31 protein-coding genes are annotated in these 25,417 nt (G+C 61.6%); 23 read left to right on the forward strand and 8 right to left on the reverse strand.

Annotated elements, in window-relative coordinates:
* Positions 1 to 226: 226 nt before the first annotated feature.
* The 3 genes from DC522_RS07200 to DC522_RS07210 are packed head-to-tail and all read left to right on the forward strand — an operon-like array spanning position 227 to position 3,630.
* Complete coding sequence (locus DC522_RS07200) at positions 227 to 751, forward strand: molybdopterin-dependent oxidoreductase (protein ID WP_116528030.1); 525 nt, start codon at positions 227 to 229, stop codon at positions 749 to 751.
* 28 nt (positions 752 to 779) lie between these two features.
* Positions 780 to 3,203 carry a bifunctional diguanylate cyclase/phosphodiesterase gene (locus tag DC522_RS07205; RefSeq protein ID WP_116528031.1) on the forward strand — a complete coding sequence of 808 codons (2,424 nt, stop codon included), beginning with the start codon at positions 780 to 782 and terminating at the stop codon, positions 3,201 to 3,203.
* A gap of 37 nt (positions 3,204 to 3,240) precedes the next feature.
* The gene (locus DC522_RS07210; RefSeq protein ID WP_116528032.1) at positions 3,241 to 3,630 is read left to right on the forward strand and encodes a 6-carboxytetrahydropterin synthase; all 390 of its coding nucleotides are present in this window, start codon (positions 3,241 to 3,243) and stop codon (positions 3,628 to 3,630) included.
* 60 nt (positions 3,631 to 3,690) lie between these two features.
* Here the strand turns inward: DC522_RS07210 and DC522_RS07215 are convergent, their stop codons facing one another.
* On the reverse strand, positions 3,691 to 4,512 hold the full coding sequence (locus DC522_RS07215; RefSeq protein WP_116528033.1) for a MipA/OmpV family protein: 822 nt from the start codon (positions 4,510 to 4,512) through the stop codon (positions 3,691 to 3,693).
* Positions 4,513 to 4,651: 139 nt separating this feature from the next.
* Here DC522_RS07215 and DC522_RS07220 point away from each other — a divergent pair, with 139 nt between their 5' ends.
* Both DC522_RS07220 and DC522_RS07225 read left to right on the forward strand, forming a co-directional pair.
* On the forward strand, positions 4,652 to 5,095 hold the full coding sequence (locus DC522_RS07220; RefSeq protein ID WP_245444030.1) for a host attachment protein: 444 nt from the start codon (positions 4,652 to 4,654) through the stop codon (positions 5,093 to 5,095).
* Between the two features lie 258 nt (positions 5,096 to 5,353).
* Positions 5,354 to 5,572 (forward strand): hypothetical protein, encoded by a 219-nt coding sequence (locus tag DC522_RS07225; protein WP_116528035.1) that lies wholly within the window; start codon positions 5,354 to 5,356, stop codon positions 5,570 to 5,572.
* A gap of 131 nt (positions 5,573 to 5,703) precedes the next feature.
* Here the strand turns inward: DC522_RS07225 and DC522_RS07230 are convergent, their stop codons facing one another.
* On the reverse strand, positions 5,704 to 6,573 hold the full coding sequence (locus tag DC522_RS07230; RefSeq protein WP_116528036.1) for a Clp1/GlmU family protein: 870 nt from the start codon (positions 6,571 to 6,573) through the stop codon (positions 5,704 to 5,706).
* 9 nt (positions 6,574 to 6,582) lie between these two features.
* The gene (locus tag DC522_RS07235) at positions 6,583 to 7,272 is read right to left on the reverse strand and encodes an alpha/beta hydrolase (RefSeq protein WP_205769535.1); all 690 of its coding nucleotides are present in this window, start codon (positions 7,270 to 7,272) and stop codon (positions 6,583 to 6,585) included.
* Positions 7,273 to 7,395: 123 nt separating this feature from the next.
* On the opposite strand from DC522_RS07235, the gene DC522_RS07240 reads away from it, so the two are divergent.
* Entirely contained in the window at positions 7,396 to 7,650 is a 255-nt protein-coding gene (locus tag DC522_RS07240; RefSeq protein ID WP_116528143.1) for a SemiSWEET transporter, read from the forward strand.
* A 3-nt stretch (positions 7,651 to 7,653) separates the two neighbouring features.
* Entirely contained in the window at positions 7,654 to 7,791 is a 138-nt protein-coding gene (locus tag DC522_RS07245) for a hypothetical protein (protein ID WP_205769536.1), read from the forward strand.
* A 134-nt stretch (positions 7,792 to 7,925) separates the two neighbouring features.
* Here the strand turns inward: DC522_RS07245 and DC522_RS07250 are convergent, their stop codons facing one another.
* Positions 7,926 to 8,477, reverse strand: a complete 552-nt coding sequence (locus DC522_RS07250) for a BON domain-containing protein (protein ID WP_245444031.1) — start codon at positions 8,475 to 8,477, stop codon at positions 7,926 to 7,928.
* A 60-nt stretch (positions 8,478 to 8,537) separates the two neighbouring features.
* Here DC522_RS07250 and DC522_RS07255 point away from each other — a divergent pair, with 60 nt between their 5' ends.
* Together DC522_RS07255 and DC522_RS07260 are read left to right on the forward strand one after the other, a co-directional pair.
* The gene (locus DC522_RS07255) at positions 8,538 to 8,810 is read left to right on the forward strand and encodes an HNH endonuclease (protein ID WP_116528038.1); all 273 of its coding nucleotides are present in this window, start codon (positions 8,538 to 8,540) and stop codon (positions 8,808 to 8,810) included.
* A 67-nt stretch (positions 8,811 to 8,877) separates the two neighbouring features.
* Entirely contained in the window at positions 8,878 to 9,057 is a 180-nt protein-coding gene (locus DC522_RS07260; protein ID WP_116528039.1) for a hypothetical protein, read from the forward strand.
* Here DC522_RS07260 and DC522_RS07265 read toward each other — a convergent pair.
* Positions 9,054 to 10,139, reverse strand: a complete 1,086-nt coding sequence (locus DC522_RS07265) for a patatin-like phospholipase family protein (protein WP_116528040.1) — start codon at positions 10,137 to 10,139, stop codon at positions 9,054 to 9,056. The two genes, DC522_RS07260 and DC522_RS07265, sit on opposite strands and share 4 nt — an antisense overlap.
* A 63-nt stretch (positions 10,140 to 10,202) precedes the next feature.
* On the reverse strand, positions 10,203 to 10,904 hold the full coding sequence (locus DC522_RS07270) for a helix-turn-helix domain-containing protein (RefSeq protein WP_116528041.1): 702 nt from the start codon (positions 10,902 to 10,904) through the stop codon (positions 10,203 to 10,205).
* Between the two features lie 57 nt (positions 10,905 to 10,961).
* Here DC522_RS07270 and DC522_RS07275 point away from each other — a divergent pair, with 57 nt between their 5' ends.
* From DC522_RS07275 to DC522_RS07290, 4 genes are read left to right on the forward strand one after another with little or no spacing between them, the layout of a single operon-like run.
* The gene (locus DC522_RS07275) at positions 10,962 to 11,393 is read left to right on the forward strand and encodes a VOC family protein (protein ID WP_116528042.1); all 432 of its coding nucleotides are present in this window, start codon (positions 10,962 to 10,964) and stop codon (positions 11,391 to 11,393) included.
* A gap of 29 nt (positions 11,394 to 11,422) precedes the next feature.
* Positions 11,423 to 11,902, forward strand: a complete 480-nt coding sequence (locus DC522_RS07280) for an SRPBCC family protein (protein WP_116528043.1) — start codon at positions 11,423 to 11,425, stop codon at positions 11,900 to 11,902.
* A 16-nt stretch (positions 11,903 to 11,918) separates the two neighbouring features.
* Positions 11,919 to 12,275, forward strand: coding sequence for a DUF1428 domain-containing protein (locus tag DC522_RS07285; RefSeq protein WP_116528044.1), 357 nt, complete (start codon positions 11,919 to 11,921; stop codon positions 12,273 to 12,275).
* Positions 12,275 to 12,760, forward strand: a complete 486-nt coding sequence (locus tag DC522_RS07290; protein WP_116528045.1) for a VOC family protein — start codon at positions 12,275 to 12,277, stop codon at positions 12,758 to 12,760. Before DC522_RS07285 ends, DC522_RS07290 begins: the two co-directional genes overlap by 1 nt.
* Positions 12,761 to 12,835: 75 nt before the next feature.
* On the opposite strand, the gene DC522_RS07295 is transcribed toward DC522_RS07290, so the two are convergent.
* Positions 12,836 to 13,531 (reverse strand): GntR family transcriptional regulator, encoded by a 696-nt coding sequence (locus DC522_RS07295; protein WP_116528046.1) that lies wholly within the window; start codon positions 13,529 to 13,531, stop codon positions 12,836 to 12,838.
* A 146-nt stretch (positions 13,532 to 13,677) separates the two neighbouring features.
* Here DC522_RS07295 and DC522_RS07300 point away from each other — a divergent pair, with 146 nt between their 5' ends.
* The 10 genes from DC522_RS07300 to DC522_RS07345 all read left to right on the forward strand — a co-directional run bounded on the left by DC522_RS07300 (position 13,678) and on the right by DC522_RS07345 (position 24,184).
* Positions 13,678 to 14,607, forward strand: coding sequence for a dihydrodipicolinate synthase family protein (locus DC522_RS07300; protein ID WP_116528047.1), 930 nt, complete (start codon positions 13,678 to 13,680; stop codon positions 14,605 to 14,607).
* An 81-nt stretch (positions 14,608 to 14,688) separates the two neighbouring features.
* Complete coding sequence (locus tag DC522_RS07305) at positions 14,689 to 15,711, forward strand: 4-hydroxyproline epimerase (RefSeq protein ID WP_116528048.1); 1,023 nt, start codon at positions 14,689 to 14,691, stop codon at positions 15,709 to 15,711.
* 73 nt (positions 15,712 to 15,784) lie between these two features.
* Positions 15,785 to 17,023 (forward strand): FAD-binding oxidoreductase, encoded by a 1,239-nt coding sequence (locus DC522_RS07310; protein ID WP_245444032.1) that lies wholly within the window; start codon positions 15,785 to 15,787, stop codon positions 17,021 to 17,023.
* 298 nt (positions 17,024 to 17,321) lie between these two features.
* On the forward strand, positions 17,322 to 18,128 hold the full coding sequence (locus DC522_RS07315; RefSeq protein ID WP_116528049.1) for a transporter substrate-binding domain-containing protein: 807 nt from the start codon (positions 17,322 to 17,324) through the stop codon (positions 18,126 to 18,128).
* 79 nt (positions 18,129 to 18,207) lie between these two features.
* Positions 18,208 to 18,873 (forward strand): amino acid ABC transporter permease, encoded by a 666-nt coding sequence (locus DC522_RS07320; protein ID WP_116528050.1) that lies wholly within the window; start codon positions 18,208 to 18,210, stop codon positions 18,871 to 18,873.
* Between the two features lie 10 nt (positions 18,874 to 18,883).
* Positions 18,884 to 19,537, forward strand: a complete 654-nt coding sequence (locus tag DC522_RS07325) for an amino acid ABC transporter permease (RefSeq protein WP_116528051.1) — start codon at positions 18,884 to 18,886, stop codon at positions 19,535 to 19,537.
* Positions 19,530 to 20,252 (forward strand): amino acid ABC transporter ATP-binding protein, encoded by a 723-nt coding sequence (locus tag DC522_RS07330; RefSeq protein WP_116528052.1) that lies wholly within the window; start codon positions 19,530 to 19,532, stop codon positions 20,250 to 20,252. The genes DC522_RS07325 and DC522_RS07330 overlap by 8 nt, the downstream gene beginning before the upstream one ends.
* A 65-nt stretch (positions 20,253 to 20,317) precedes the next feature.
* Positions 20,318 to 21,346 (forward strand): proline racemase family protein, encoded by a 1,029-nt coding sequence (locus DC522_RS07335; RefSeq protein ID WP_116528053.1) that lies wholly within the window; start codon positions 20,318 to 20,320, stop codon positions 21,344 to 21,346.
* A gap of 55 nt (positions 21,347 to 21,401) precedes the next feature.
* A complete protein-coding gene (locus DC522_RS07340) occupies positions 21,402 to 22,418 on the forward strand; it encodes an Ldh family oxidoreductase (protein WP_116528054.1) in 1,017 nt (338 codons plus the stop codon).
* A 14-nt stretch (positions 22,419 to 22,432) separates the two neighbouring features.
* Positions 22,433 to 24,184, forward strand: a complete 1,752-nt coding sequence (locus DC522_RS07345; protein WP_116528055.1) for an aconitase X — start codon at positions 22,433 to 22,435, stop codon at positions 24,182 to 24,184.
* Here DC522_RS07345 and DC522_RS07350 read toward each other — a convergent pair.
* Complete coding sequence (locus DC522_RS07350; RefSeq protein WP_116528056.1) at positions 24,181 to 25,335, reverse strand: Xaa-Pro peptidase family protein; 1,155 nt, start codon at positions 25,333 to 25,335, stop codon at positions 24,181 to 24,183. The two genes, DC522_RS07345 and DC522_RS07350, sit on opposite strands and share 4 nt — an antisense overlap.
* Between the last annotated feature and the right edge of the window lie 82 nt (positions 25,336 to 25,417).

Raw genomic sequence — 25,417 nt, forward strand, 5'->3', positions numbered from 1 at the left:
AAGAAGGCTCTAGGCTCCGACCCGCAGCGGATAGCGAGAATCACGAATGTAGAGGAAACCAGAATCAAGTTTAAATTGCCTGGATTGTCTGTGATCCAGGCATTCGCGCAATTCCTTTAAACGTAATAAAATTGCGCAAGCAGATCTGTTGCAGTTTTTGCTTAAATAGAGTTTTACCCTTGCTCACTTAAACGTATAACTATTGATTGTTAAAGCGGGGCAAGCAATGTTTCATTTGCACGTGAAAAAACTGTTATTAGGAGCGCTCCTCGCGCTGGTGGCTTGGACTGGAGCGACAGTTGCGGAAGCCGCACCGCTTCCAGCACCAAAGGGGAAGCCGATCCTGACGGTTTCAGGAAAAATCTCCGCCACGAACAAGGGCGATACGGCCGAATTCGATCGCGATATGCTCGAAGCGATCGGCATGCAATCCTTTACGACGGAAACACCGTGGTATCCCGGCCCCGTGAAGTTCGAAGGCGTTTCCCTCGCCAAGCTCATGCAGCAGGTCGGCGCGAAGGGACAGACGCTGAGCGTGGTCGCCCTCAACGATTACAGCAGCGATATCCCGTTCGAAGATATCCAGAAGTTCAACGTCATCCTCGCCCTGAAGCAGAACGGTGAATACATGTCCGTGCGCGACAAGGGACCGATCTTCGTCATGTACCCCTTCGACAGCGATCCTGTCCTGAAGCACCAGACTTATTACGGCCGTGCGGTCTGGCAGGTTTCCAAGATCATCGTGAAGTAAGCGGGTATCCCGTTTCGGAGAAAGTCGTTTGTCGCTGCGCACGCTCAAAATGGTGCTCGCCGCCGTTATCGTCGGCTTTATCGTGTCAGCCGCATATATTGCGGTTTTGATCGTTGAGCGGCAGGACGTTCTCAAGCACGTCGCGCGTTACAACACGCCATGGCATGCTGCCCAGGCTGTGCACGAGTTCACACGCCTGGAGCAGCGCCTCAGCGCTTATGCGGCTCCCGGCACCGAAGTGACCAAGGATGAAGTCATCCTTCGCTACGACATTGTCGTGAGCCGCAGCAATCTTCTCTCCATGGGCGAATTCCGAGAGTTCCTTCAATGGGCACCGGAATGGCACGATGTCGTCATGGACTTCCAGAAGATCGTCAACGATATCCAGCCCCATATCGAGGATCTGGATGAACCTGGCGCGGCCCTGGCGGCGCTCAAGAAACTCGAGCCGATGGGAAGCAAGCTCGCCGGGCTTGCCGCCGCCGCCAACCATTATGGCGGACAAAGAGCCGAGCAGGACCAGAGTGAACTTCTTCGCCTGCACTGGTTGTTCTCGAGCCTGGCTGCCGGCCTGATCGTATTCGGAATGTTCCTGCTGGCGCTGCTCGGGTGGCACAACCGGCTTTTGGAAAAGGCGCATACCGAGCTCAGGCTCTATGCCGACAATTTCGAGAACATTTCGGCAAAATTGGAGAAGACCAACAAGGCTCTGAGCAGCGCCTACGAGGAGCTTCAGCTCCGTAACGAAGCGCTGCAGACACAAGAGCATGAACTCAGGACGCAGAACGAGCGTTTCGATGCGGCGCTCAACAACATGTCCCATGGCCTGTGCATGGTGGACGGGGCGGAGCGCGTCATCGTCTTCAACGCCCGTTTCGCAGAGCTTTTCGGCATCGACACGACGGTTCAGTCCGGCGTGACGCTGAGCTGCCTGGTCGCGCAGGCAGAGGCGCAACTCTGCAAGGGAGCCGAGCCCCTGCGAGAAATCCTGGCCGAGCAGCAGGAGCTCATGCGCAAAAGGCAGCAATTCGCCTTCATCCACGAGCAGCCCGATGGCCAAACCTTTGCCATCTCCCACCAGCCCATGTCGGATGGCGGCTGGGTGGCGACTTACGACGACATCACGGAGCGCAGGCAGGCCGAGTCGCAGATCGCCTATATGGCCCACCACGATGCGCTCACTGATCTCGCCAACCGTGTGCTCTTCCGTCAGCAGATGGAGCACGCGCTCGAGGAGACGGAACGCCAACGGCTGAAGATGGCCGTGCTTTGCCTCGACCTCGACCGCTTCAAGGACGTTAACGACTCGCTCGGCCACGAAACCGGCGATTCCCTTCTCAAGCTCGTGGCCGAGCGGCTACGCAGCTGCATCCGGCAGCAGGATGTGGTCGCCCGTCTCGGCGGTGACGAGTTTGCCATCTTGCAACTTGCTATCGACGATCAGCAGGATTGCGCAGCGCTCGCCCTACGCATCGTCGACGCCATCAGCATGCCCTACGATCTCGACGGTCAGGAAATCGTCATCGGCACCAGCATCGGCATCACCATCGCGTCCGAGGGTAATCTGTCCCCTGATCAGCTGCTCAAACAGGCTGACCTGGCGCTCTACCGCGCCAAGGCGGACGGACGCGCGACTTTCCGCTTCTTCGAGCCGGAGATGGATGCGGAGCTGCAGGTCCGCCGCTCTCTCGAGATCGATCTGCGCAAGGCGCTCGGCAATCGCGAGTTCGAGCTCTTCTTCCAGCCGCAGGTCAATGTGCGTGCCAATGAGATCGGCGGCTACGAGGCATTGCTGCGTTGGAGGCATCCCGAGCGCGGTATGGTCTCGCCTGCCGATTTCATCCCGATTGCCGAGGATATCGGCCTGATCTCGTCCCTGGGCGACTGGGTGCTGGAGCAGGCCTGCATGACGGCGACTGCCTGGCCCAAGGGCATCAAGGTCGCGGTCAATCTCTCGCCCGTGCAGTTCCGCAACAAGACCCTCGTGCAGAGCGTGAGCCGGGCACTGGCGCGTTCCGGCTTGGCGCCCGATCGCCTGGAGCTGGAAGTCACCGAATCCGTCCTGCTGCAGGACAACGAGTTGACGGTTGCGACATTGCACCAGCTGCGCCGCATGGGTGTGCGCATCGCCATGGACGATTTCGGCACCGGCTATTCCTCTCTCAGCTATCTACGCAGCTTCCCCTTCGACAAGATCAAGATTGACCAGACCTTCGTACGCGAGCTGTCCTCTCGCGCGGATTGTCTGGCGATCGTGCGATCCATCGCGGGGCTCGGCGCGAGCCTCGGCATGTCCACCGTGGCTGAGGGCGTCGAGACGGAGGATCAGTTCCTCCAGATCACCGCAGCCGGATGCACCGAGGTGCAGGGCTTCTATTTCGGGCAGCCCAAACCTGCCTCTGAGCTCACCCACACGCTCGCGGCCACGAAGCGCAAGGCGGAAGTGGCCTGAACCCGAGCAACCGTTTCAACACACAGGAGCAGGAGAGATGAAGACCTATTGCGAGTTCACGTTCGAAGCGGCCCATTCCGTGCATCCCTATTCGGGGCTGCATGGCCACACCTTCATCGCGAAGCTCACGTTCGGCGGCCCGGTGGACGAGGTCTATAACTGGCCGGTGAATCTCTATGATGTCGAGAACTACATCAAGGAATTGAAGGGCGACCACGGTACGGGTCTCGACCACACCAATCTCGATCTCAAGCAGAACGAGATCGGCCTCGCCTCGCTGGAGAACATCACGATCTACATCTGGCGCAAGGTGAAGGAGCGTTTCCCGAATCTCGAGGAGGTCGAGCTCAAGCGCGGTCTGGCGGGCTCGTCGGAAGGCTGCATCTATCGCGGTGAGACGCTGCAGACCGCCAATATCGCGGCCTGACAACAAAAGCGCCTGGAGAACCGATATCTCCAGGCGCTCATTGATTTCAGTGGGAGAGTTTTATCGACCCACGCCGAAGGAATAGGAGACGGTCAGGCCAAGGCCGACCTGGTTCTCTGATCCGAATTCTTGAACGATTGGGCTGTCGGCTGCATCGCCCACGAGGCGCTTGTAGGAGACGAACGCCGTCGTCGACCATTGCTCCGACCAATTGTAGGACGCGCCGGCGATGGCGCCTACCGAGGTGATGCCGCCGGATGGGCGATAGGCCTCGACCCGTCCGTTGAGCGCCGCTTCGACGGGCGTGACACCGAAATAAGTGCGGGTGAATTCATCGTCGCCGAGCGACAGACGCGGACCTGCGGATACGGTGAATGCGCCGAAGGTCTGAACGAGGTCGAGGCCGAGATCGGCCACGAAGCCGTCATGCCCGTTGATCCCGTGTCGGACCTCGGCGCGGGCGCGCAGGAACTCCACGGGCCAGTATTCCACGAAGAGGCCAGGCTCCACCGCCCAATCGATCTTGTTCAGGCCGACCAGCCGCCGGTCGTCCTCCAGGTAGCGCCCGCCCTGGAAACGGCCAACCACGCCGAAGCGCAGGGCGGAATCATCGAGAAACGAGAAACTCAACCCATCGTCGGGAGCGCTGAAGCGCTCGACCGTTCCCGCGCGGCGCAGGCTGAAGGACGGATAGCCGATGAAACTCAAATCGTCTGCGCCCGGATAGCTGGGCTGCACCCGCAGGTTTGCCCTGAGCGTCACGATCCAGCCTGAGGGACTGGCCGGCAGCAAGGTGAATGTTGGCTCCGCCGCCTGCACCGAGACCGACGCCGAGCCTGCAAGAAACAATGTGGCGATGGCGAGAGATTTCGGGAAGCGCATGGTTCGTCACCTCGTGAGCGTGATCGGGCATCCGTCCTGACGGTAAACGCTGGAGAGGTCAAGCCACTGCTATGATTTAGGTCAAGGCGAGGTGAACGCTTGCGGTGCAAGAATCATCACTGTCACAAGGAGTATGCCCGTGAACAAAGATCTCAAGCTTCCCCATGACGGTATGGTTCTCGTCAGCGATGGGCGCAAGGCGCTGTTCCTGAAGAACCGAGGAGACGATGTTTTCCCGAATTATCAGGTCGATCGCGTGCTTCAGGCCGAGAACAATCCGCAGACGCGCGAGCAGGGAGCCGACAAACCGGGTACCCGTGGCGAGCGCCATACCATCGCGCAGACCGACTGGCACGATCAGGCTGAGCGAAAATTCGCCAACGAGGTCGCGGATGCGATCAACGTCGTTGGCGCTGCCGCAGCCGTGAAAGCCATCGTCGTGGCAGCACCGCCGCGCACCTTGGCGCAGCTGCGGACCCATTTCTCGGATGCGGTGAAGCAGAAAATTCTCGCCGAGGTTAACAAAGACCTGACGAAGCACCCAGTCTTCGAGATCGAGCAGCATCTGACGGGGCGCGCCTGATCCGCCTTGCCGGGGCTAGAGCGCCGGATCCAAAGGTGGAATGCGCTTGTTGGGACCCATCCGATGCTCATTCTCTCGAGGAGCGCATCGTTCCGGTTCCGCACGATGCTTCCTCCATAGAGCAGAGCATCGTTGAAAGCGACCCGAAGGGCCGCGCCAGCCAATAACCGGGGCCGCTTTTCCGCACGATGCTCTAGCGCCTGCAACAGCCCCGTGCAGAACCTTTTGTCGGTTCGGGCGGTTGATGGGTGAAACGATGTGGAGAAGGCTTCCTTGACCCTGATCGCCAGCAGCCGCCCGCAGCCCGACGAATTCTATCCCAAGCCGCCTCCCACGGAGCCGGTGCCCGGCATGCCGACCCCGCCCGAGACGCCCGTACCCCCTGTTCCTCCGAGCGCCCCATCCTCCCTGCCCGAGCAGCCGCCCGAGCCGGACAAGCCGGTCATCCACCCGACCCCGCAGCCCGAGGTGCCTTAGCATCGGACCTGAAAAGTGGACTTGCCCTTTTGGGATCGATCCGATGCTCATTCTCTGGAGCAGCGCGTCGTCGGATGCGGAAAACCGGATCCCCTTTCCCCTGGCGCGGACCTCCGGTTCCGCATGAGGTGCTAAAGCAAGGATGTTGCCCCTGGCCAGCCCTGGCCTTCGGTTTTGAGGCGGGTTTCTGAATAGGCATCATCCAAGGCAAGCGAGCCTGGCATGATACACTGAATTGCCGCCTGCCTGACAGGCGTCAGAATCTCGATGGCCTCATTGTCTCGGGCACCGCTCATGAGCCCCAGGCCGAGATCGTTTCCCAGCTCGTCTCGTAAACCCACGAGCAGCCGCCGGTCCGGGGGAGGGGCAGGTGGTGTCTCGAGGAGCAGAGCGGGATCGAGGGACAGCGCGGCAGCATCCTCGAAGTATCGATGGAAGGCCTGCCTTCGGCCAGCCCGCCGCTCCCCATCGGTCTTGCGCCTGGCGTGAGGGGACGAGGGAAGATGAAGGACAGGGATGTCAGGGTGTTCGCCAATGATGGGTTCGAGCTCCGGCGCATCTCCAAGAACGATCAGCAGATCGGGCCGGATGACCTGCAGCTTTGCCGCCTTCAGCCTTCGTCCAGGACCCGACAGGAGTCCACTGGTGTTGACGACTTTGATCGTCGCGTCCGTTCGCGCGGCAAGCCGATGCGTTCCTTCGAGAAGCAGTTTCCAGCCAAGAACGGGATCTGTTGATCCGACGAAAGCGAGCGCCACACCATGCGCATCGCTCAAGGTGACGCAGGCGGGAGGGCCGATCATCTTCTGGCCGAGATCGGTGTCGATGAGAGCGGTGGTTTTCCCGGCCTGTAGGGCTGATTCGAAGAGGAATCGGGCGAGCGTACTCTTGCCGCTGTCGGTCGGACCGATCACTCCTACGGTTCGGACGTCGTCACTCTCAAGCCGCTGCGCAGCCTCATGCCATTCGCGCGGGACATGCAGATCTGAGAGCGGTTCCATGGGGCGGTGCTAACCGAGAAAACGGGTGACGGCGAGGTCCACCATGTCGGCTGGGACCACATGGCCGCCATCGAACTCCCGGTATTCCACGTCGTAGCCTGCTTTCTCAAGCGCTGGCACGATGCGCCGACTGCAAGGGCCGATGGGCAGGACCTCGTCATGCACACCGTGGGAGATGAAGATCTTCGGCGCATCTTCCATCTGCGTGGGGGCCATGAAGCCAGGCGAGAAGGCGAGGATGTGGTCGAAAAGCTCGCCATTGATGACGCCAACGGAGAGTGCGTAAGAGGCGCCGTCCGAAAAGCCCGAGATGGCGATCCGTGTGGAATCGACCGGGTACATCTGGAAGACCTTCTTCAGCGCTTCATCAATGAAGGCCACATCCGGCCCATAGCCACCCCTGATCACATCCCAGGTGCGACCGCGTGATTCCGGCACGAGAAGGATCATGCCCTGTGCTTCCGCGGAGCGGACGAGCAGGTCCAGCATCTGCGAGGCAATTCCGCCTGCTCCGTGCAAGCCGACGATCAGGGGAGCAGGTTGGGCCGGGTCGAGCCTTGCGGGAATGAACACCATCCCGTCGCGCTTCCTGCCAAGCTCCAGCGCATGACGACCCGGTGCCGCGCGAGACGGTGCTGCAACCCTCTCAGGTCGCGCGCTGAGGCGGCCGGATGCGTGGGCTGAGGACATGCTCGCCATGCTCAAGATCCTTTTGGAGTGCGCGCCAACGCTGGGCCGGACGGGATGTTCCCGCAGCTCTCGGGGCGGAACATCGCCATGCCTCAAGCGTTCAGGGCCTCTCGCCCAAGGGATGCCCGCTCGATGTCTCTCATGGATTATACCGGCTATGCCGCCGCGATCTGCACGACGTCGGCCTATGTGCCTCAGGTCATCAGGGTCTGGCGCACGCGCTCGACCAAGGACATTTCGCTCAAGATGTTTCTGGTGCTCGTCACCGGTCTATCCCTGTGGCTGACCTATGGCATCTGGAAGGGAGAGATCCCACTCATTGCCGCGAATTCAGTCACTCTCGCGCTCGCGAGCACGATCCTTTACTTCAAGCTCAAGCACGGGTGAGGCATGGTGAAAGCCGTGATCTTCGACGTGGATGGAACCCTCGTCGATACGGTCGAGCTGCGCGAAGCAGGCTGTATCGCGATCTATCGCGATCCCGAGGATCTCTTGAAGAACTACGACAGCTCTCCGCCCGCACCTTGAGAAGTACGTGAAATCTCATCCTGAGGAGGACCATCAGGTCCGTCTCGGAGGAGGCCCCAGCGCCCTCTGGATCATCCTTCGAGACGCCGCTTGCAGCGGCTCCTCAGGATGAGGATAGAGTACGATCAAAACGCTCAGACGCTGCTCTCGACCCGGAGATTGTTCTGCACGTGCCGCACGCCCGAGGCGAGTTCGGCCAAATCCTCGGCGCGGTACTTGAGGCCACGGCTTGCCACCGTGCCGGAGAGCGTTACCTCGCCGTCCTTCACCGTCACCTCGACATTCGAAGCATCGATGAAGCGGTCCTCCGTCAGGCGTTCGCACACGTCTTCATGGATGCGCTCGTCTGAACGCTTGTAGCCTTTTGGGCCCCGACCACGGTGAGGACCTGAGATATCACGCCCGACGTCGCGGTCCGCGCGCAGTTCCGGATCGTTCGGGTCACGGTCGCCCAGCGCCCCGAGGCCTGAACGGTAGCGGGCATAAGCCGGCGCGAAGCCCTCATCGTCGGGAGGGCCGCCTCGACCGTCCTCGATCACGCCGCCGTAGAACTCGCTGGCGTCGCTGCCGTAACCGCCCGGATATTCCCGGCCTTCGCCACGAAAGCCGACAGCACCCTTCGGTACGTCACCATAGCCGTTGTCGTCATTGTAAGGGTTTCGATTCCTGCGGCGGGTGTCTACCATGGCTTCAGCTCCTGTCCTGTGCCAAGAGCAACAACCCGATGTTCCTGTGGTTCCCATGCCATGAAAGCAGCGCAACGTATCAAGCTGTTCGAGACGATTTTCGTGCGCGACGGCGGGCGCTGCGTCTATTGCGGAGTGGAAACACACCGCTTGCGCAAGGGTCTTAGCCGCTCCCCTGCTCTTGCCACTCTCGATCATGTGGTGCCGCGCTCACAAGGTGGCCCGCTCAACCCCGCCAATCTCGTGCTGGCCTGCCAGGCTTGCAATAACCAGCGCGGCGTCATGGATGCGGAAGAGTTCCGCGCCCTCAAACAGCGCACGCCTTTTCCCTGATCGTGGAACGCCCGCTCTTGGCCGGACGTTCGGCAGGCAGTGAAATGTCCTGGTGAAGGAGTGAACCATGAACCTCGAAGACAAGGTGCGCGAGGCCATTATCGCCGAGCTTCGCCGTCAGGCGGAAGCAGGAAGTCAAGGCCTGCGGGTCGATGCCAAGGAGGCTGAGATGATGACGATCGAGGGGCGTGTGAACCTCGATGAACTGGCGATGGCCATCGTGGGCTCGCTGGCTGGCGGACCTTAAGCTCGCGCGCGAGCGCCAATCTCGGCGGATGCGGTGGCGTAATTCGGATCAAGCCTGATCACATTGAGCCGCTTTTTCTCGAACGTCGCGCTCTTGAGCTGTGCCAACGCATGCTGCATGTCCTGCAGGCCCGCCGCCCAGCGATCCTGGAGCGAGGCCGGCGAGTAGTCGAAACTTTTTCCTGCGCGCTCGTCCCTGCCCGATTGATAGGCGATATGCAGCAGAGTGACGGAGGAGCCATCGGGCTCGATCCGCTCGTGCAACGTATATTCCCGCTTCAACGATTCGACGGTGCGCCGTGTAGAACTCGCCAGAATCAGATCGTTCGCTCTCTCTGCACTGGCATCGAGCGATGCCGGGCGCGAGGCTCTGAGACTGAAAAGCTCGACGGCGATGCAGAGCGTGTCTTCCCGAGGCGGCGTGGCAAGTGCGACATCGATCGGCACATTGTTGGTGAAGCCCGGATCGCTCAGAAGACGCCCGTCGATCTCCACGGGCGGAAAGACCGGCGTGATGGCGGAGGTGGCCAGAAGATGATCGGGGGTGATCTCTCCGTTGGTCGTGTCGAAGAAAACCTCTTCCCCGGATTCGAGGTCGACGCATCCGGCTGTGAAGCGGATGTCGCCACGGTTTAATCTCTGGAAGTCGATCAGGCGCTCCAGGGTCTGTCGAAGGGGCTTGTGATCGTAGAGAGAGATGTCGCTCGGCATCCAGGGCAGCATCGAGAGCAGGCCCGGGAAGCGGTGCCCGAAAAGGCCCGGGCGACCGATCAGGAAGGCGAGTGCCGTATGTGCCTCATTATAGGCATGCCGGAGCGACGACCCGCGATGGAGCGCGAAGCCCGAGTGGATCTTCGCCTGCTCCCAGAATTCTCTAAGCCGCGGTACGCGATGCTCCGGCGCATTGCCGGCGATGATCGCGCCGGTGATCGCGCCGATGGACGCGCCGACGATCCAGCGGGGTTCGATGCCCTGCTGCTGCAGATGCTCATACGTGCCGGCGAGGTAAGAGCCGAGCGCGTTACCGCCGCCGAGAACCAGCACGACAGGCTGGTTGCGATCCGGAATGGACGAGAGAGACATCGTCACCGCCTGAAGGGAGATGGCGGGGAACGCGTGCCTTCTCGGCATAGTTCCGGCAAAGCCTTAAGCCGGGCGCGATACCTTCGGCGGCAGCGGGAACAATCCCACGAAGCGTTCCGCCAGCGTCCTGTCGCCTTCGACCTTCACGACGCCTGCGCTCTCCAGAGCATTCAGGGGCTGGCCGCCATAGATGGCGCCCGCCAGCATCGGCGGCGTGCCGGTGAAGATCAGATCGGCACCCTCGACAGGCCCGCGCGCAATCTCGATCCGGCCATCGGCGAGGTGAGCGAGGAAGGTTTCATCATTCAGGCGAAAACCGATCTGCGCATCGAGGCCTTTGGCACGCTCGGCATCCAGCATCGTGCGCAGCGACAGAAGGAAGGATGCGGCGCTGAAGGGAAGGGTGGGATCGTGCAGGGGCGAGCGCGCGGCCCAGCGGCCGAGAGCCTGGAAGATGGGCTCGCTCTCATAGCCCCACTCCGTCAGCTCATAGACCTGAGCAGAGGCGGGCGGGGGCAGTTTGCGGCGGATGAGCACGCCGACAGTCTCGAGCCCCTCAAGCCGCTGGGTGAGAACGTTCGCGCTGATGCCCGGCAGGCCCTCGCGCAGGTCGCTGAAGCGCTTCGGCCCCATCATGAGCTCGCGCATGACGAGAAGCGCCCAACGCTCCCCGACCAGGTCGAGCGCATGGGCGGCCGCGCAGGCATCTTCATACTGGCGGCGAGACTGGGTTCCTGATTTTTTAGTTACTTTTTCTAACTTCATAGTTGCTATTTATAACTTTCTCTGGAATCCTTGTCAAAACCAGAAGGGGAGAAAGCCATGTCCAAGCTCATTTTCGTCAATCTGCCCGTCACGGATCTTGATCGCGCCACCGCGTTCTACCGGGCCATCGGAGCCGTCAAGAACGAGCAGTTCAGCGATCACACCGCCTCCTGCATGGTCTTCTCCGAGACCATCCATGCGATGCTGCTGACCCACGACAAGTTCCGCCAGTTCACGCCGAAAAGGATCGCCGATGCGCAGGAGACATCCGAGGTGCTGATCTGCCTCTCGGCCGACAGTCGGAATGAGGTCGACGACATCGTTGTGAAGGCAAGCGCTGCAGGCGGGCGCGCCGATCCCGGCCTGAATCTGGACCATGGCTTCATGTATGGCCGCAGCTTCGAGGATCCGGACGGCCATATCTGGGAAGTGATGTGGATGGATATGGAGGCGGCGAAGACCGCCATGGCCGAGACGGCAAGCGCATAAAGCCGCATCAACAACGAAAGGACAAAGCCATGACGGACCAGAGCGCCGCCCATGAATTGTCGATCACGCGGTCGATCAACGCCTCGCCTGAGACGGTCTATCGTGTCTGGACCGAGCGAACCGGCGAATGGTGGGCGCCGCGCCCCTACACCACGCCGGAGGTCGATATGGATCTCCGGCCCGGCGGGCGCGCGTTGATGGCGATGCGGGCCCCCGACGGAACCGACCTGTCGCGGGAGGAGGGCGTGTTTCTCGAGGTCGAGCCGAACCGCAAGATCGTGTTCACCAATGCCTTCAGGACGGGATGGATTCCGCAGGATCCCTTCATGGTGGTGATCGTCACCTTCGAGCCTGAAGGAGCCGGCACCCGCTACACGGCGCGTGTGCGGCACTGGAACGAGGAGACGCTGAAGCAGCATGAGGCCATGGGATTCCATGAAGGCTGGGGCATCGTCGCAAGCCAGCTTGCTGCACTCGCGGAGGGCCGTTCCATTCCGGATGCAGCTTGAACTGAGGGAGAACGTTATGAGCTATGTTGATGGATTCATTATTCCCGTTCCCGCTGGCAATCGCGAGGCCTACCGCAAGGTCGCTGCGCAGGCCGCACCGATCTTCAAGGAACACGGAGCACTTCGCGTCGTCGAATGCTGGGGCGACGACCTCCCGGATGGAGAGGTTACCGATTTCAAGAAAGCCGTGAAGGCAGAGGGAACTGAGAACGTCGTCTTCTCCTGGATCGTCTGGCCCTCGAAGGAGGCGCGTGATGCAGGCAACAAGAAGGTCATGGCAGACCCACGACTGGCCGGAGCCGAGATGCCGTTCGATGGCAAGCGCATGTTCTGGGGCGGTTTCCAGATTCTTCTCGATTCGGAGGAGGAGTGATGTCCAAAATCACCCCTTGCCTATGGTTCGACGGAAAGGCCGAAGAGGCTGCGAAGTTCTATGTGTCGTTGTTGCCCGGTTCACACATCGACGCCATTCTGCCCTACACGGTCGAAACACCCGGCGGAAAGTCGGGTGACGTCATGTCGGTCGAGTTCACACTTGCAGGCATGCGCTACATGGCGCTGAATGGTGGGCCGTATTTCCAGTTTACGCCGGCGATCTCGCTCTTCGTGAGTTGCGCCGACCAATCGGAAGTCGACCGATTGTGGGACGCCTTGTCGGATGGCGGCACACCGCAGCGATGCGGCTGGATCACGGATCGCTATGGGGTCTCGTGGCAGATCGTGCCCGAAGCGCTGGGCCGCATGATGAAGGACAAGGACCCCGCGAAAGTCAGTCGGGTCACCGAAGCGATGATGGCGATGATCAAGCTCGACATTGAGACACTCGAGAAGACCTATCGCGGACAATCGGCGGCGTGAGCCGATTGAGCATCCTGCATTCTCTGCGCTGAACTCACGTGCACAAATGTGGTGAGGCGGTACAAAACCGCCTCGTTAATTCTGCGCGCTCGCCTTCTGATGCTCTTCCAAGTAGCTGCGCAGCGACTTTCCCGCGCCCTCGATATGCTTTTTCAGAAGCGAGCAGGCGGCGCTGATCTTGCCTTCCGTGCAGAGTTTCAGAAGTTCGGCGTGCTCGCTGGCAGCGCGCTCCATGCCTTGCGTCAATGAGAGCTGGAGGCGCGTGTGCCGGTCGCTCTCCTGCAGGAGGTTCGCGACGATGGCGAGCGAGCGCGGCTGCTTGGCGTGCTGATAGAGCACCATGTGGAACTCGGTGTTCAGCTCGCCCCAGCGGCTGATGTGCATGGCCCGCAGCTCGGAGCTGTATTCCTGCAGAATCTCGTTCAGCCGCTTGTAGTCGGCTTCCGTCAGGCGTGGGGCCGAAGCTTTGAGCAGGCGCGGTTCGAGCCAGGCTCTCAGCTCGAAGAGTTCGTCGATCTCTTCCGTCGAAAGCTCGGAGACGATCGCGCCCCGGTGAGGATGGATTTTGACGAGGCCTTCCGCCTCCAGCTGCATCAGGGCTTCGCGAACCGGAATGCGGCTGACGCCGAATTCGGCGGCGAGCGCATCTTGCCGCAGCTGGAAGCCCGATTTGAACTCCCCGTCCACGATCCGCCGCCGCAACTCCTCCGCAACGGCAGAGGAGATGGTCCTGTGCTGCAATGACTTCTGGGCAGGTCTTGTAGACGGCATGGGCGCTCGGATCTCACTTACGGAGGGGCGGGAGAACGGATCTTATTACTCTATAGCAGATGGTCTAGAGATTGGCTTGACATCGGCGATTTTATACAATCTACATTAACAGGATTCAACGCCTCATCGCAGGAGCTAAGAGCACAATGGCGAAGAAAATCGGCTGGGAAGGCGTCTTTCCCGCAGTGACCACCCAGTTCAAGCCGAACTACGAGCTGGATCTCGAGGCTACCGCCAAGGTGATGGACGGCCTGATCCGTGACGGCGTGTCCGGCCTCATCGTCTGCGGCACCGTCGGCGAGAACACCTCGCTCAGCCGGTCCGAGAAGGTCGCCGTCATGGAAACCGCGAAGGCTGTCTCCGCCGGCTGCGTGCCCGTCATCGCAGGCATTGCCGAATTCACCACCCAGTTCGCCTCGGAAGTCGCGAAGGAGGCCGCGCGCGTGGGCCTCGACGGCATCATGGTGATGCCGGCGCTCGTCTATTCCTCGAAGCCCCATGAGACGGCCGCTCACTTCCGCGGCGTCGCCAAGGCGACCGACCTGCCGGTGATGGTCTACAACAACCCGCCGATCTACAAGAACGACGTGACGCCCGACATTCTCGCCTCGCTCGCCGATTGCGAAACCATCGTCTGCTTCAAGGATTCGTCCGGTGATACGCGTCGCTTCACCGACACGCGCAACATGGTCGGCGACCGCTTCGTGCTGTTCGCAGGCCTCGACGATGTGGTGGTCGAGAGCGTGATGCTCGGTGCCGTCGGCTGGATCTCCGGCATGTCGAATGCCTTCCCACAGGAGGGCGAGACCCTGTTCCGTCTCGCGAAGGCCGGCCGCTATGAAGAGGCGCGCGCTCTCTACGACTGGTTCATGCCGCTGCTCCACCTCGATGCCCGTCCCGACCTCGTCCAGTGCATCAAGCTCTGCGAGGAGATCATGGGCCGCGGCTCCGCGCTCACCCGTCCGCCGCGTTTAGCCCTCGAAGGCAAGGACCGCGCTTACGTCGAGGAGATCATGGCCCAGGCGCTGAAAAACCGGCCGAAGCTCCCCGATGTGGGATTGAAGACGGCAGCCTGATAAGGTGACGGCGGGGGAGCAAAGTCTCCTCCGCCTCTTTACTTTCCATTCACGAGAGAAATTCGATCTGCGAGCGAAGCCATGGCGCGTCACACCTTTTTCTGCATCGACGGTCACACCTGCGGCAATCCCGTCCGCGTGGTGGGTGGCGGCAGCATTCCCCAGCTCAAAGGGGAGACGATGTTCGAACGGCGCCAGCACTTCCTGGCGGAATACGACTGGATTCGCACGGGCCTCATGTTCGAGCCGCGCGGGCACGACATGATGTCGGGCTCGATCCTCTATCCGCCGACACGCCCTGATTGCGATGTGGGCATTCTCTTCATCGAAACCTCCGGCTGCCTGCCCATGTGCGGCCACGGCACCATCGGTACGGTGACGATCGCGCTGGAGAACGGCCTCATCCATCCGAAGACACCCGGTCTTCTCCGGCTCGACACGCCGGCCGGCGTCGTCGAAGCGCGCTACGAGCAGAACGGCCCGTTCATCGAGCGCGTGCGCATCACCAACATTCCCTCGTTCCTCTATGGCACGGGCTATGAGGTTGAGGTCGAGGGCCTCGGGCACCTCACCGTCGACGTGGCCTATGGCGGCAACTTCTATGCCATCGTCGAGCCGCAGAAGCTCTATTCCGATCTTGCGGACGTCGATCCGTCCGACATCCTGCGCTGGAGCCCGAAGCTGCGCGAGGCGTTCAATGCGCGCTACCCGATCGCGCATCCTGAGAACCCGAGCATCAATCGCCTGACGCACGTTCTGTGGACCGGCAAGGCGCAGACGCCGGGCGGCACGGCGCGCAATGCGGTGTTCTATGGCGACAAGGCCATCGACCGTTCGCCCTGCGGCACGGGAACGTCGGCTCGCATGGCGCATCTCGCCGCGCGCGGTGCTCTGAAGGAAGGCGATGCCTTCGTGCATGAGAGCATCATTGGCTCAACCTTTACGGGCCGCATCGAAGGCCGCGCGAAGGTGGGTGACCGCGATGCCATCATCCCGTCCATCGAAGGCTGGGCACGAGTGACCGGCTTCAACACCATCTTCATCGACGATCGGGATCCTTTTGCGAACGGCTTCCAGGTCGTGGATCAAACCCGCTCTTCGTAAGATCGAATGAATAGGTGGGCGACTCGGCCTCCGAGTCGCCCTTGTCTTTGAGGTCTCTTCCACAACAGGTTTCATGATGCGGATCGCGATCGTTGGTGCAGGTATCGTCGGCCTTGCGGCGACTCATGCGCTTCTCGACAAGGGACACCAGGTCACTCTTGTCGATCCTGGCAACAATCAGCAGCGTCCGACGGACGGCAATGCAGGCTGGATCGCCCATATGGACGTGATGCCGCTGGCATCGCCCAAGGCCTGGAGAAACCTGCCTCGCTGGATGATGGATCCGCTCGGGCCGCTCACCATCAGGCCAGCCTATCTTCCGGCTCTGACCCCATGGCTGTTGCGATTCGTTCTGGCCTCATCTCCAGCGCGCATTAAATCCAGCATCGCCGCCATTCGCGCCATCAATGCGGAGGCTCTGCCCGCGTGGAAAGCGCTTCTCTCCTCCCTGAGCTTGGATGGTCACCTTCGTGAGAAGGGCATTCTCTCCGTCTGGCGAGATCGCAACCACTTCCTGCGGGCCGAAGACATCATCACTCGTCAGAAGAATTTCGGGATTCCGCTGGAAATCCTCAAGCCACAGGATCTGAAAGAGATCGAGCCGGCGCTGCACGGCGTTGAAGCGGCGGTTCTCTATCCGGATGGCTGCCATGTGTTCGATCCCGCGCTCCTGGCCGCCGATCTGCTGCGGCTCGCATTGGAGCGGGGGGCCGTGCTTGTCTCTGCAAAGGCTCTCGCCGTAGAGCCTGCGAACGATGCCGTTCACATTCGCACCGACGGCGCGGTGAAGGATATCACAGCTGATCGCGTTCTGATCTCCTCCGGCGTCTGGTCGCGCGCGCTGGCCAAGCAGCTGGGCGACAACATTCCGCTGGATACCGAGCGTGGATACAATGCCACTTATGCAAAGGGCGCGTTCGGCCTCAACCGTCCGGTGATGTTCGAAGGCGAAGGTTTCGTCGCTTCGACGCTTGATACCGGTGACCGCGTCGGTGGTGCCGTAGAATTCGCAGGTACGCAGGCTCCGCCCAATCACGAGCGCACATCCGCCATGATCACGCGCCTCAAGCGCTTCCTGCCGCATCTCGATGAAAATCAGCCCGCCAAGCGCTGGATGGGTTTTCGCCCCTCGATCCCGGATTCGCTGCCTGTCATCGGCCAGGCCAGCCGCGATAAGCGCGTCGTCTACGCGTTCGGCCATGGTCATTATGGCCTCACACAAGCTGCTATCACATCTCGTCTCGTCACGGAGCTGCTGGAAGAAAAGCCCACATCTCTCGATGTAACGCCATTCTCTGCTCAACGTTTTTGATGCGACGCGTCACAGCTTTTGATGTGACGCACAAGCTGAGCTGAAGTAGGAGGATGCGCTCAAGGCAGCGCATCCTGCGCATTCATGCGCGTCGCATTCTAATGTGCAACGAAGACTTAGCGTTTCAAACGCCTGAAAAGACAGCCATCTAATCAACCGCTACGCAATGTCGCTCAGACCTTAGGCGAATTGAAACAAATTTCATATTGCAAATTGTATCCAATATGCAGATGCTGCGCCCGCTGATCTCGGGCGAGGACTGCCGGGCTCGGACACGAATCAACCAGGGGACCAAACGATGAAACTGAGGACCACAGCGGCCGCACTTCTTCTGGGCATGCTCGCCGCCATGCCTGCCAAAGCCGACAAGCTCGACGACATCATCGCCTCCGGCGTGCTGCGCTGCGCCGTGGTGCTCGACTTCCCGCCCATGGGCTCGCGCGACGAAAAGAACCAGCCGGTCGGCTTCGACGTGGACACCTGCAACGATCTGGCCAAGGCGCTCGGCGTGAAGGCTGAGATCGTTGAAACTCCGTTCCCGGATCGTATCCCGGCGCTCGTCTCGGACCGCGCGGATGTGGGCGTCGCCTCGACCTCCGACACGCTGGAGCGCGCCAAGACCGTCGGCTTCTCGATTCCCTACTTCGCCTTCAAGATGGTCGTCCTCACGAGGGAAGATACCGGCATCAACACCTATGAGAGCCTCAAAGGTCGCAAGACGGGCTCGACCTCCGGTACCTACGAGGCCATCGCGCTCGAGAAGGACGTGAAGGCATGGGGCGGCGGCTCGTTCCGTCCCTACCAGACTCAGGCCGACGTGTTCCTTGCGCTCTCCCAGGGCCAGATCGAAGCAACGGTCGTAACGAACACCGTGGCGCAGGCTGTCGTGAAGTCCGGCAAGTACAAGGGCTTTACCGTGAAGGGCGACGCTCCTTACGTGACCGACTATGTCTCGCTCATCGGGCTGCGCCAGGAGCAGGGCCTCATCAACTACCTGAACCTGTTCGTGAACCAGCAGGTGCGCACGGGCCGCTACAAGGAGCTGTTCGAGAAGTGGGTCGGCGGCGAGGCTCCGGACCTGACCGTGAAGGGCGTCTACTACTGATCGACATGCATCGGCCGAGGGTGCCCCAATCACCCTCGGTCTCTTCTGGTTCTGTTATGTCATTGGGCACGCCCCCATCATGCTGAATTACACATTTCATTGGCGCCCGGCCCTCAACGCTCTCCCGGACATGCTGGGAGGCGCTCTGGTTTCTCTCCAGATTGCTGTGCTGTCGATGGTGATCGGCGTCGCCATCGCCGTGTTCCTGGCGCTGGGCCGCCAGTCGAACAACAAGCTTTTCTATGGGTTCTCGACTGGCTGGGTCGAGCTCGCGCGCAACACGCCCGCCCTGTTCCAGGTCTATATGACGTATTTCGGCCTGGGCTCCTTCGGCATCCAGCTCGACTCCTATGTGGCGTTGCTCGCAGGCATCGCCTTCAACAATGCGGGCTATCTCGCCGAGACGTTCCGTGGCGGCCTTCGCGCCATTCCGCATACGCAGACGCGCGCTGCCCGCTCGCTGGGCATGAGCGCGCCGCAGGCTTTCCGCCTGATCGTGCTGCCGCAGATGTTCAGGATCGTATTCTATCCCATGACCAATCAGATGGTCTGGGCACTTCTGATGACGTCGCTCGGTGTCACGGTCGGCCTCAACACGGATCTTACCGGCGTCACGCAGGATCTGAACGTGCGCACCTTCCGCACCTTCGAATATTTTGCCATCGCGGCGATCATCTATTACCTGCTGGCGAAGTTCATCACCCTCTCGTCGCGCCTCTTCGCCTGGCGCCTGTTCCGGTACTGAGGAGACGGCGATGTTCGAGACAAGCCTCACCTGGAACGACGTTCTCTTCCTTCTGCAAGGCGCAGGAACGACGCTGACCATCACCTTCTGGGCCGTGCTCGGCGGCACCATCTTAGGGATGCTCTTCGGCCTCGCCCGCGCCACGGCGCCGTGGTGGCTCAACGCGCCCATCGGCTTCGTGCTGGATATCCTGCGCTCGGTGCCGCTCCTGATCCAGTTCGTTCTCGCGAACTCGTTCAAGTCCATCCTCAAGCTCAACGTGACGGCCTTCACGGTGGGTTGCGTGGTGCTGGCGCTCTACACGGCTGCCTGTTGCGCGGAGATCGTGCGCGGCGGCATCCTGGCCGTTCCGCCCACGACGCGCCGCGCGGCCCGCTCGCTCGGCATGACCTACACCCAGGACCTGACCAGCATCGTCTTCCCGATTGCCCTGCGTGTTGCGCTTCCGAGCTGGATCGGCCTCACGCTTGGCGTCATGAAAGATACGGCGCTCGTCCTCTGGATCGGCATCGTCGAGCTGCTGCGGGCGTCGCAGATCATCGTGACCCGCCTCCAGGAGCCGCTCTTCATTCTCTCGATTGCAGGCCTGATCTACTTCCTCATGAGCTTCCCGATTGCACGGCTCGGGGCACGGCTCGAAAAGCGGTGGCGTGAAAATGATTGAGTTGAAAGATGTTCGTAAATCCTTCGGCAATCTCGAGGTGCTGAAGGGCGTCAGCCTCACCGTTCAGAAGGGCGAGGTGCTCTCCGTCATCGGCGGATCGGGCTCGGGCAAGTCCACGATGCTCATGTGCATCAACGGTCTCGAGCCGATCCAGGGCGGTCAGATCCTCGTCGATGGCATCGATGTCCATGCCCGCGGCACGGATCTCAACAAACTCCGTCAGAAGATCGGCATTGTGTTCCAGCAGTGGAATGCCTTCCCGCATCTCACCGTGCTCGAAAACGTGATGCTCGCGCCGCGCAAGGTGCTGGGCAAGAGCAAGAGGGAAGCCGAGGAGATCGCTGTCAGGCAGCTCACCCATGTGGGTCTGGGCGATAAGTTGAAGGTCTACCCCTCCAAGCTCTCCGGCGGCCAGCAGCAGCGCATGGCCATTGCGCGCGCACTCGCCATGTCGCCTGACTACATGCTCTTCGACGAGGTGACGTCGGCGCTCGATCCGCAGCTCGTCGGCGAGGTGCTGGATACGCTGAAGATGCTCTCGGAAGAGGGCATGACCATGATCCTCGTCACGCACGAAATCCGCTTCGCGCGCGATGTGTCGGACCGGGTGGCTTTCTTCCACAAGGGTCTGATTCACGAGATCGGCCCACCCGAACAGGTGATCGGAAACCCGCAGAAGCCCGAGACGATCGCCTTCCTCAAGTCCGTTCTCTGACGGCGCGGGGTTTCATCCCCGAGCCAGACATTTCACACTCAGATCGTCCTGCCTCGGAGATCATCATGCGCACGTCGAAAGTCGTTCATGTCGTCAGCTGCCACGCGGAAGGGGAGGTCGGTGACGTGATCGTGGGCGGCGTCGCGCCGCCCCCGGGTGACACCGTGTGGGAGCAGTCGCGCTTCATCGCGAAGGACGAGACCTTACGAAAATTCGTGCTGAACGAGCCGCGCGGCGGCGTCTTCCGGCACGTGAACTTTCTGGTGCCGCCGAAGAATCCGAAGGCGCAGATGGGCTGGATCATCATGGAGCCCGCCGACACGCCGCCCATGTCGGGCTCCAACTCCATCTGCGTGTCCACCGTCCTGCTCGATACGGGCATCATCCCGATGCAGGAGCCGATCACCCGCATGGTCCTCGAGCCCCCCGGCGGTCTCATCGAGGTGGAGGCGGAATGCAGGAACGGCAAGGCCGAACGGATCCGGGTTCGCAACGTCCCCTCTTTCGCCGACAAGCTCGACGTGAAACTTGAGGTCGAAGGTGTCGGCACGCTCACCGTCGATACAGCCTATGGCGGCGACAGCTTCGTGATCGCGGACGCGCCGGCCCTTGGTTTCGCGATCCGTCCCGACGAGGCGAAGGATTTGGCCGAGATCGGCGTGAAGATCACCCGCGCGGCCAATGAGCAGATCGGCTTCAGGCATCCCGAGCTGCCCGGCTGGGATCACATTTCGTTCTGCCAGATCGCGGCACCTCTCGTGGACCGCGACGGCGTTCCGCATGGCTCCAATGCCGTCGTGGTGCGGCCAGGCAAGATCGACCGCTCGCCCACGGGCACGGGCTGCTCGGCCCGCATGGCCGTGCTCCATGCACGCGGCATCCTGAAGGTGGGCGATAGCTTCGTCGGCCGCTCGATCATCGATTCCGAGTTCATCTGCCGGATCGAGAACGAGGTGACGGTCGGCGGCAAGAGAGGCATCATCCCGTCGATCTCGGGACGGGCCTGGATCACGGGCACCCACCAGCACATGCTCGATCCCGACGATCCGTGGCCGGATGGTTACCAGCTGTCGGATACCTGGCCGCAGATGTAAGCTGACGAGAACGCATCTTTCGACAAAACCGGAACCGAACGGACAACGAATAAGCATGAGCGAAGAAGTCTCCCTCTCGCTGGACGAGGTCCGGCGCATCAGCATCGATGTTCTGAAAGCTGGCGGTCTCTCCCAGGAGCATGCTGAAGCCATCGCCGGTGTGGTCTATGCCGGACAGCGGGACGAATGCCATTCCCATGGCATGTATCGGTTGCTTGGCTGCGTGCGCTCCGTGAAGGAGGGCAAGGTCAATCCGGGCGCCGCGCCGGATGTGGTGGATCACGCGCCCGCCATCGTGCGCGTCAACGCTCATTACGGCTTCTCGCCGCTGGCCTTCGAGCGCGGCAGACCGCTGCTTGTCGAAAAGGCCCACAGGATGGGCCTTGCGGCCATGGCGATCAACAATTGCTATCACTTCTCTGCACTCTGGCCCGAAGTGGAGGCCATCTGCGCGGATGGGCTGGTGGCGCTTGCCATGACACCGAGCCACAGCTGGGTCGCGCCGGCGGGCGGCAAGAAGCCCGTGTTGGGCACGAACCCGATCGCTTTCGCCTGGCCGCGCCCTGACGGCCCTCCCTTTGTGTTCGACTTCGCCACCAGCGCCATCGCACGGGGTGAGATCGAGCTGCACCGGCGCGCGGGCAAGCCCATCCCCACCGGCTGGGCTATCGACAGCGAGGGCAACCCGACGAACGATGCAACGGCTGCTTTGGCCGGCGCGATGCTCGCCTTCGGCGGCCACAAGGGCTCTGCCCTATCTGCCATGATCGAGCTGATGGCAGGCCCGCTCATCGGCGACATGACGAGTGCGGAATCCATGGCCTTCGATGAAGGCGTCGGTGCCGCGCCGTGCCACGGCGAACTGATCCTCGCCTTCGATCCCAAGGTATTCCTCGGCGCGGATGCGGCGCAGCATGTGGCCCGCGCCGAAGAGATGTTCGACGCCATCGTGGGCCAGGGTGCGCGCCTGCCGTCGCAGCGCCGCTACGAAGCGCGTGAGCGCAGCAAGGCGAATGGCGTCCGCATCCCCAAGGCACTCTACGACGACCTGCAGGCTCTCCTGCCGCGTTGATGAAAGGAGCCGTCATGAGCGAAGCTGTCTTTTCCGGCACCGCCTTCGTTCATGGCGAGGCTCTTGGAGAAATCATCGCAAGCAACGTGGAGCTGAGCTTCTGGGGCGGCGTCGATCCCTCCAGCGGTGAGGTCATCGACCGCCACCATCCATTGAGTGGCCAGATCCTGACAGGCAAGGTTCTTGTCATTCCCGGTGGGCGCGGCTCCTGCTCGGGCAGCGGGGTCATTCTGGAACTTCTTCTCACCGGAAAGGGACCCGCGGCCATGGTAGTCGAGCGTGAGGATGATATCCTCACTCTTGGCGTCGTGATCGCGGAGGAAGTGTTCGGGAAATCCATTCCTGTCGTCACGCTGGACCCTCAGGATTTCCACCAGGTGGCCACAGCACGCTATGCGCGGGTTGATGGCAATCGCGTTGTATGCGGCGATCATCCGGAAGCACTGCGCGAGCTTCAGTTTGCCGAGGAAGGACCGGAGAACGGCGCCTCCCCTATCAGGCTGAGCGAAGCGGATCAGGCTTATCTGCGCGGTGCGCACGGCAAGGCCGCGCGGATCGCGATGAAGGTCATCCTGCGGATGGCTCAGCTGCAAGGTGCAAATCAGCTGATCGACGTCACGCAGGCGCATATCGATGGCTGCGTCTATACCGGTCACGGCTCCCTCAAATTCGCACAGCAGCTGCGGGATTGGGGCGGGAAGGTTGCCGTGCCGACCACACTCAATTCGATTTCCGTCGATCACCGCCGCTGGCGCGCGCAAGGCATCGATCCCGCCTTCGGAGAACCGGCGAGCCAGCTTGGCGACGCTTATGTCGATATGGGCGCGCGACCCACCTTCACCTGCGCGCCTTATCTTCTCGACAGCGCACCGAATAAGGGTGAGCAGGTCGTCTGGGCGGAATCCAACGCCGTCGTCTATGCCAACAGCGTGCTCGGCGCGCGGACGATGAAATATCCAGATTTTCTCGACATCTGCATCGCGCTCACGGGCCGCGCACCGCTGGCCGGATGTCATATCGGGAGTAGCCGGAGGGCGGCTCTGCAGATCAATCTGCCGAAGCTCGAAGATCTCGATGATGCGTTCTATCCGCTGCTCGGCTATCACCTGGGCCTCGTGGCCGGGAACCGGATTCCCGTCATCACCGGGCTGGAACGAGCTGCACCCTCACAGGATGATCTGAAGGCTTTCGGGGCTGCATTTGCGACCACCTCAAGCGCGCCCATGTTCCACATTCTCGGCGTGACGCCCGAGGCAGCGACACTGGAAGACGCGACCGGCGGCGAAAGCATTCCGACCATCGACATTCGCATCGAGGACCTGTTCCGGAGCTGGCGCGAACTCGACAGCGCCTCGGATCAGTCGGTCGATCTCGTATCGCTCGGCAATCCGCATTTCTCCTTCAGTGAATGCGAAAAGCTCGCTGCCCTCTGCCGCGGCCGCAAGAAGCATGAGGACGTGACGGTCGTCGTGACCTGCGGACGCGCCACACACGACAGGGCACGCGAGGCCGGCATTCTGTCAGAACTCGAACGGTTCGGCGTTCAGTTCGTCACGGATACCTGCTGGTGCATGATCATCGAGCCGGTCATTCCACCGACGGCTGAAACGATCATGACGAATTCCGGCAAATACGCCCATTACGGCCCTGGCCTCACAGGACGGCGCTTCCATTTCGGAAGCCTTTCCGCCTGCGTGGATGCAGCCTGCACGGGCGTTGTCAGCGGGAAGCTGCCTCTCTGGCTTCAAAGAGGCCTGAGTTCCTAACCGAAGGGTTGCGTCGGCGCTGTCGAGGGCTGCGTGAACCATTGCGGCCCGCTCTCGGTCATGAAGATGTGGTCTTCCAGCCTCACGCCGAAGGCATCCGGCACGAGAATCATCGGCTCGTCGGAGAAGCACATGCCGGGTTCCAGCGCGGTGGGGTTGCCGCGCACGATGTAGGGCTCCTCATGAATCGCAAGGCCCAGCCCATGGCCGGCGCGATGCGGCAGGCCGGGAACACGGTAACCCGGTCCAAGGCCATGCGCCTCGATCACGCGGCGTGCCGCCGCATCGAGCGCCTCGCATGGTGCACCGATGTGCGCTGCGTCGAACACCGCCTGTTGCGCCTCGCGCTCGATGTTCCAGATGCGCGTGATCTCGGCTGAAGGCTCATCCAGCGCGTAGGTGCGCGTCAGATCCGAGCAATAGCCGTCGATATGACAGCCCGTATCGACGAGGATCAGGTCACCCGTTGCCAGCACCTGGTCGCCCTCGGCACCATGGGGCAGGGAGGTCGTGGTACCGAAGGAAACGATGCAGAAGGACGATCCGTTGTCCGCGCCCCGACGCCGGTGCTCGGCATCGATGAGAGACACGATCTCGGAAGCCCGCACGCCCGGTTTCATCGCCGTGTGTGCTACCCGATGCACGTCGAGCGTCAGATTCATGGCGTACTGAATGAGCGCGATCTCGGCGGTGGACTTGCGCATGCGTAAGTGAGCGACCAAAGGCCCGCCATCCACCAGCCGCTCCGCACCAAGCGATCTGACGAGCCGGTGATAGAGGAAGAGCGGCAAATGGCTGTCGAGCGCCAGGGTGCCTTTGTTGCCCAGAAGGTCGGCCACGAGAGCCGTCGGATCCTCGTCCTCCTCCCAGGTGGCGATCTCGGTGTCCAGACGCGGCAGAGTCTCCACCCGGGAGCGCTCGAAGCCCGGCACGACATAGATGAGGCGATCCATGGTTACGAGCGCGCCGCAGAGGCGCTCGCTCGCGTGCCAAACCAGACCCGTGAAGTAGCGCAGGCTCTCGGTCGAGCCCAGAAGGAGCCCGGCAAACCCGGAGGCCTCCATACGCTCTCGCAGGCGCATGAGGCGCTGAAGTCTTTCCTCATCGGAGATTGGTGGAACAGGGTGACGCCAGGAGGAGGATGCTGACATGGAGGAGCTTTCGAAAGCAGTCGCGCAAGCGAGCCTCTGCTTCGCGCATCCCTCGCGCGAGATCAACCCTCCTGCGAACGAT

It is taken from the genome of Microvirga sp. KLBC 81, assembly GCF_003075415.1.
GTDB lineage: Bacteria > Pseudomonadota > Alphaproteobacteria > Rhizobiales > Beijerinckiaceae > Microvirga.

Excerpts from the sequence above, each read along its gene's own strand:
- DC522_RS07200 (WP_116528030.1), top strand. The coding sequence starts at position 227 with ATGTTTCATTTGCACGTGAAAAAACTGTTATTAGGAGCGCTCCTCGCG.
- DC522_RS07210 (WP_116528032.1), top strand. The coding sequence starts at position 3,241 with ATGAAGACCTATTGCGAGTTCACGTTCGAAGCGGCCCATTCCGTGCAT.
- DC522_RS07215 (WP_116528033.1), bottom strand. The coding sequence starts at position 4,512 with ATGCGCTTCCCGAAATCTCTCGCCATCGCCACATTGTTTCTTGCAGGC.
- DC522_RS07230 (WP_116528036.1), bottom strand. The coding sequence starts at position 6,573 with ATGGAACCGCTCTCAGATCTGCATGTCCCGCGCGAATGGCATGAGGCT.
- DC522_RS07235 (WP_205769535.1), bottom strand. The coding sequence starts at position 7,272 with ATGGCGAGCATGTCCTCAGCCCACGCATCCGGCCGCCTCAGCGCGCGA.
- DC522_RS07240 (WP_116528143.1), top strand. The coding sequence starts at position 7,396 with ATGTCTCTCATGGATTATACCGGCTATGCCGCCGCGATCTGCACGACG.
- DC522_RS07245 (WP_205769536.1), top strand. The coding sequence starts at position 7,654 with ATGGTGAAAGCCGTGATCTTCGACGTGGATGGAACCCTCGTCGATACG.
- DC522_RS07250 (WP_245444031.1), bottom strand. The coding sequence starts at position 8,477 with ATGGTAGACACCCGCCGCAGGAATCGAAACCCTTACAATGACGACAAC.
- DC522_RS07255 (WP_116528038.1), top strand. The coding sequence starts at position 8,538 with ATGAAAGCAGCGCAACGTATCAAGCTGTTCGAGACGATTTTCGTGCGC.
- DC522_RS07260 (WP_116528039.1), top strand. The coding sequence starts at position 8,878 with ATGAACCTCGAAGACAAGGTGCGCGAGGCCATTATCGCCGAGCTTCGC.
- DC522_RS07265 (WP_116528040.1), bottom strand. The coding sequence starts at position 10,139 with ATGTCTCTCTCGTCCATTCCGGATCGCAACCAGCCTGTCGTGCTGGTT.
- DC522_RS07270 (WP_116528041.1), bottom strand. The coding sequence starts at position 10,904 with ATGAAGTTAGAAAAAGTAACTAAAAAATCAGGAACCCAGTCTCGCCGC.
- DC522_RS07275 (WP_116528042.1), top strand. The coding sequence starts at position 10,962 with ATGTCCAAGCTCATTTTCGTCAATCTGCCCGTCACGGATCTTGATCGC.
- DC522_RS07280 (WP_116528043.1), top strand. The coding sequence starts at position 11,423 with ATGACGGACCAGAGCGCCGCCCATGAATTGTCGATCACGCGGTCGATC.
- DC522_RS07285 (WP_116528044.1), top strand. The coding sequence starts at position 11,919 with ATGAGCTATGTTGATGGATTCATTATTCCCGTTCCCGCTGGCAATCGC.
- DC522_RS07290 (WP_116528045.1), top strand. The coding sequence starts at position 12,275 with ATGTCCAAAATCACCCCTTGCCTATGGTTCGACGGAAAGGCCGAAGAG.
- DC522_RS07295 (WP_116528046.1), bottom strand. The coding sequence starts at position 13,531 with ATGCCGTCTACAAGACCTGCCCAGAAGTCATTGCAGCACAGGACCATC.
- DC522_RS07300 (WP_116528047.1), top strand. The coding sequence starts at position 13,678 with ATGGCGAAGAAAATCGGCTGGGAAGGCGTCTTTCCCGCAGTGACCACC.
- DC522_RS07305 (WP_116528048.1), top strand. The coding sequence starts at position 14,689 with ATGGCGCGTCACACCTTTTTCTGCATCGACGGTCACACCTGCGGCAAT.
- DC522_RS07310 (WP_245444032.1), top strand. The coding sequence starts at position 15,785 with ATGATGCGGATCGCGATCGTTGGTGCAGGTATCGTCGGCCTTGCGGCG.
- DC522_RS07315 (WP_116528049.1), top strand. The coding sequence starts at position 17,322 with ATGAAACTGAGGACCACAGCGGCCGCACTTCTTCTGGGCATGCTCGCC.
- DC522_RS07320 (WP_116528050.1), top strand. The coding sequence starts at position 18,208 with ATGCTGAATTACACATTTCATTGGCGCCCGGCCCTCAACGCTCTCCCG.
- DC522_RS07325 (WP_116528051.1), top strand. The coding sequence starts at position 18,884 with ATGTTCGAGACAAGCCTCACCTGGAACGACGTTCTCTTCCTTCTGCAA.
- DC522_RS07330 (WP_116528052.1), top strand. The coding sequence starts at position 19,530 with ATGATTGAGTTGAAAGATGTTCGTAAATCCTTCGGCAATCTCGAGGTG.
- DC522_RS07335 (WP_116528053.1), top strand. The coding sequence starts at position 20,318 with ATGCGCACGTCGAAAGTCGTTCATGTCGTCAGCTGCCACGCGGAAGGG.
- DC522_RS07340 (WP_116528054.1), top strand. The coding sequence starts at position 21,402 with ATGAGCGAAGAAGTCTCCCTCTCGCTGGACGAGGTCCGGCGCATCAGC.
- DC522_RS07345 (WP_116528055.1), top strand. The coding sequence starts at position 22,433 with ATGAGCGAAGCTGTCTTTTCCGGCACCGCCTTCGTTCATGGCGAGGCT.
- DC522_RS07350 (WP_116528056.1), bottom strand. The coding sequence starts at position 25,335 with ATGTCAGCATCCTCCTCCTGGCGTCACCCTGTTCCACCAATCTCCGAT.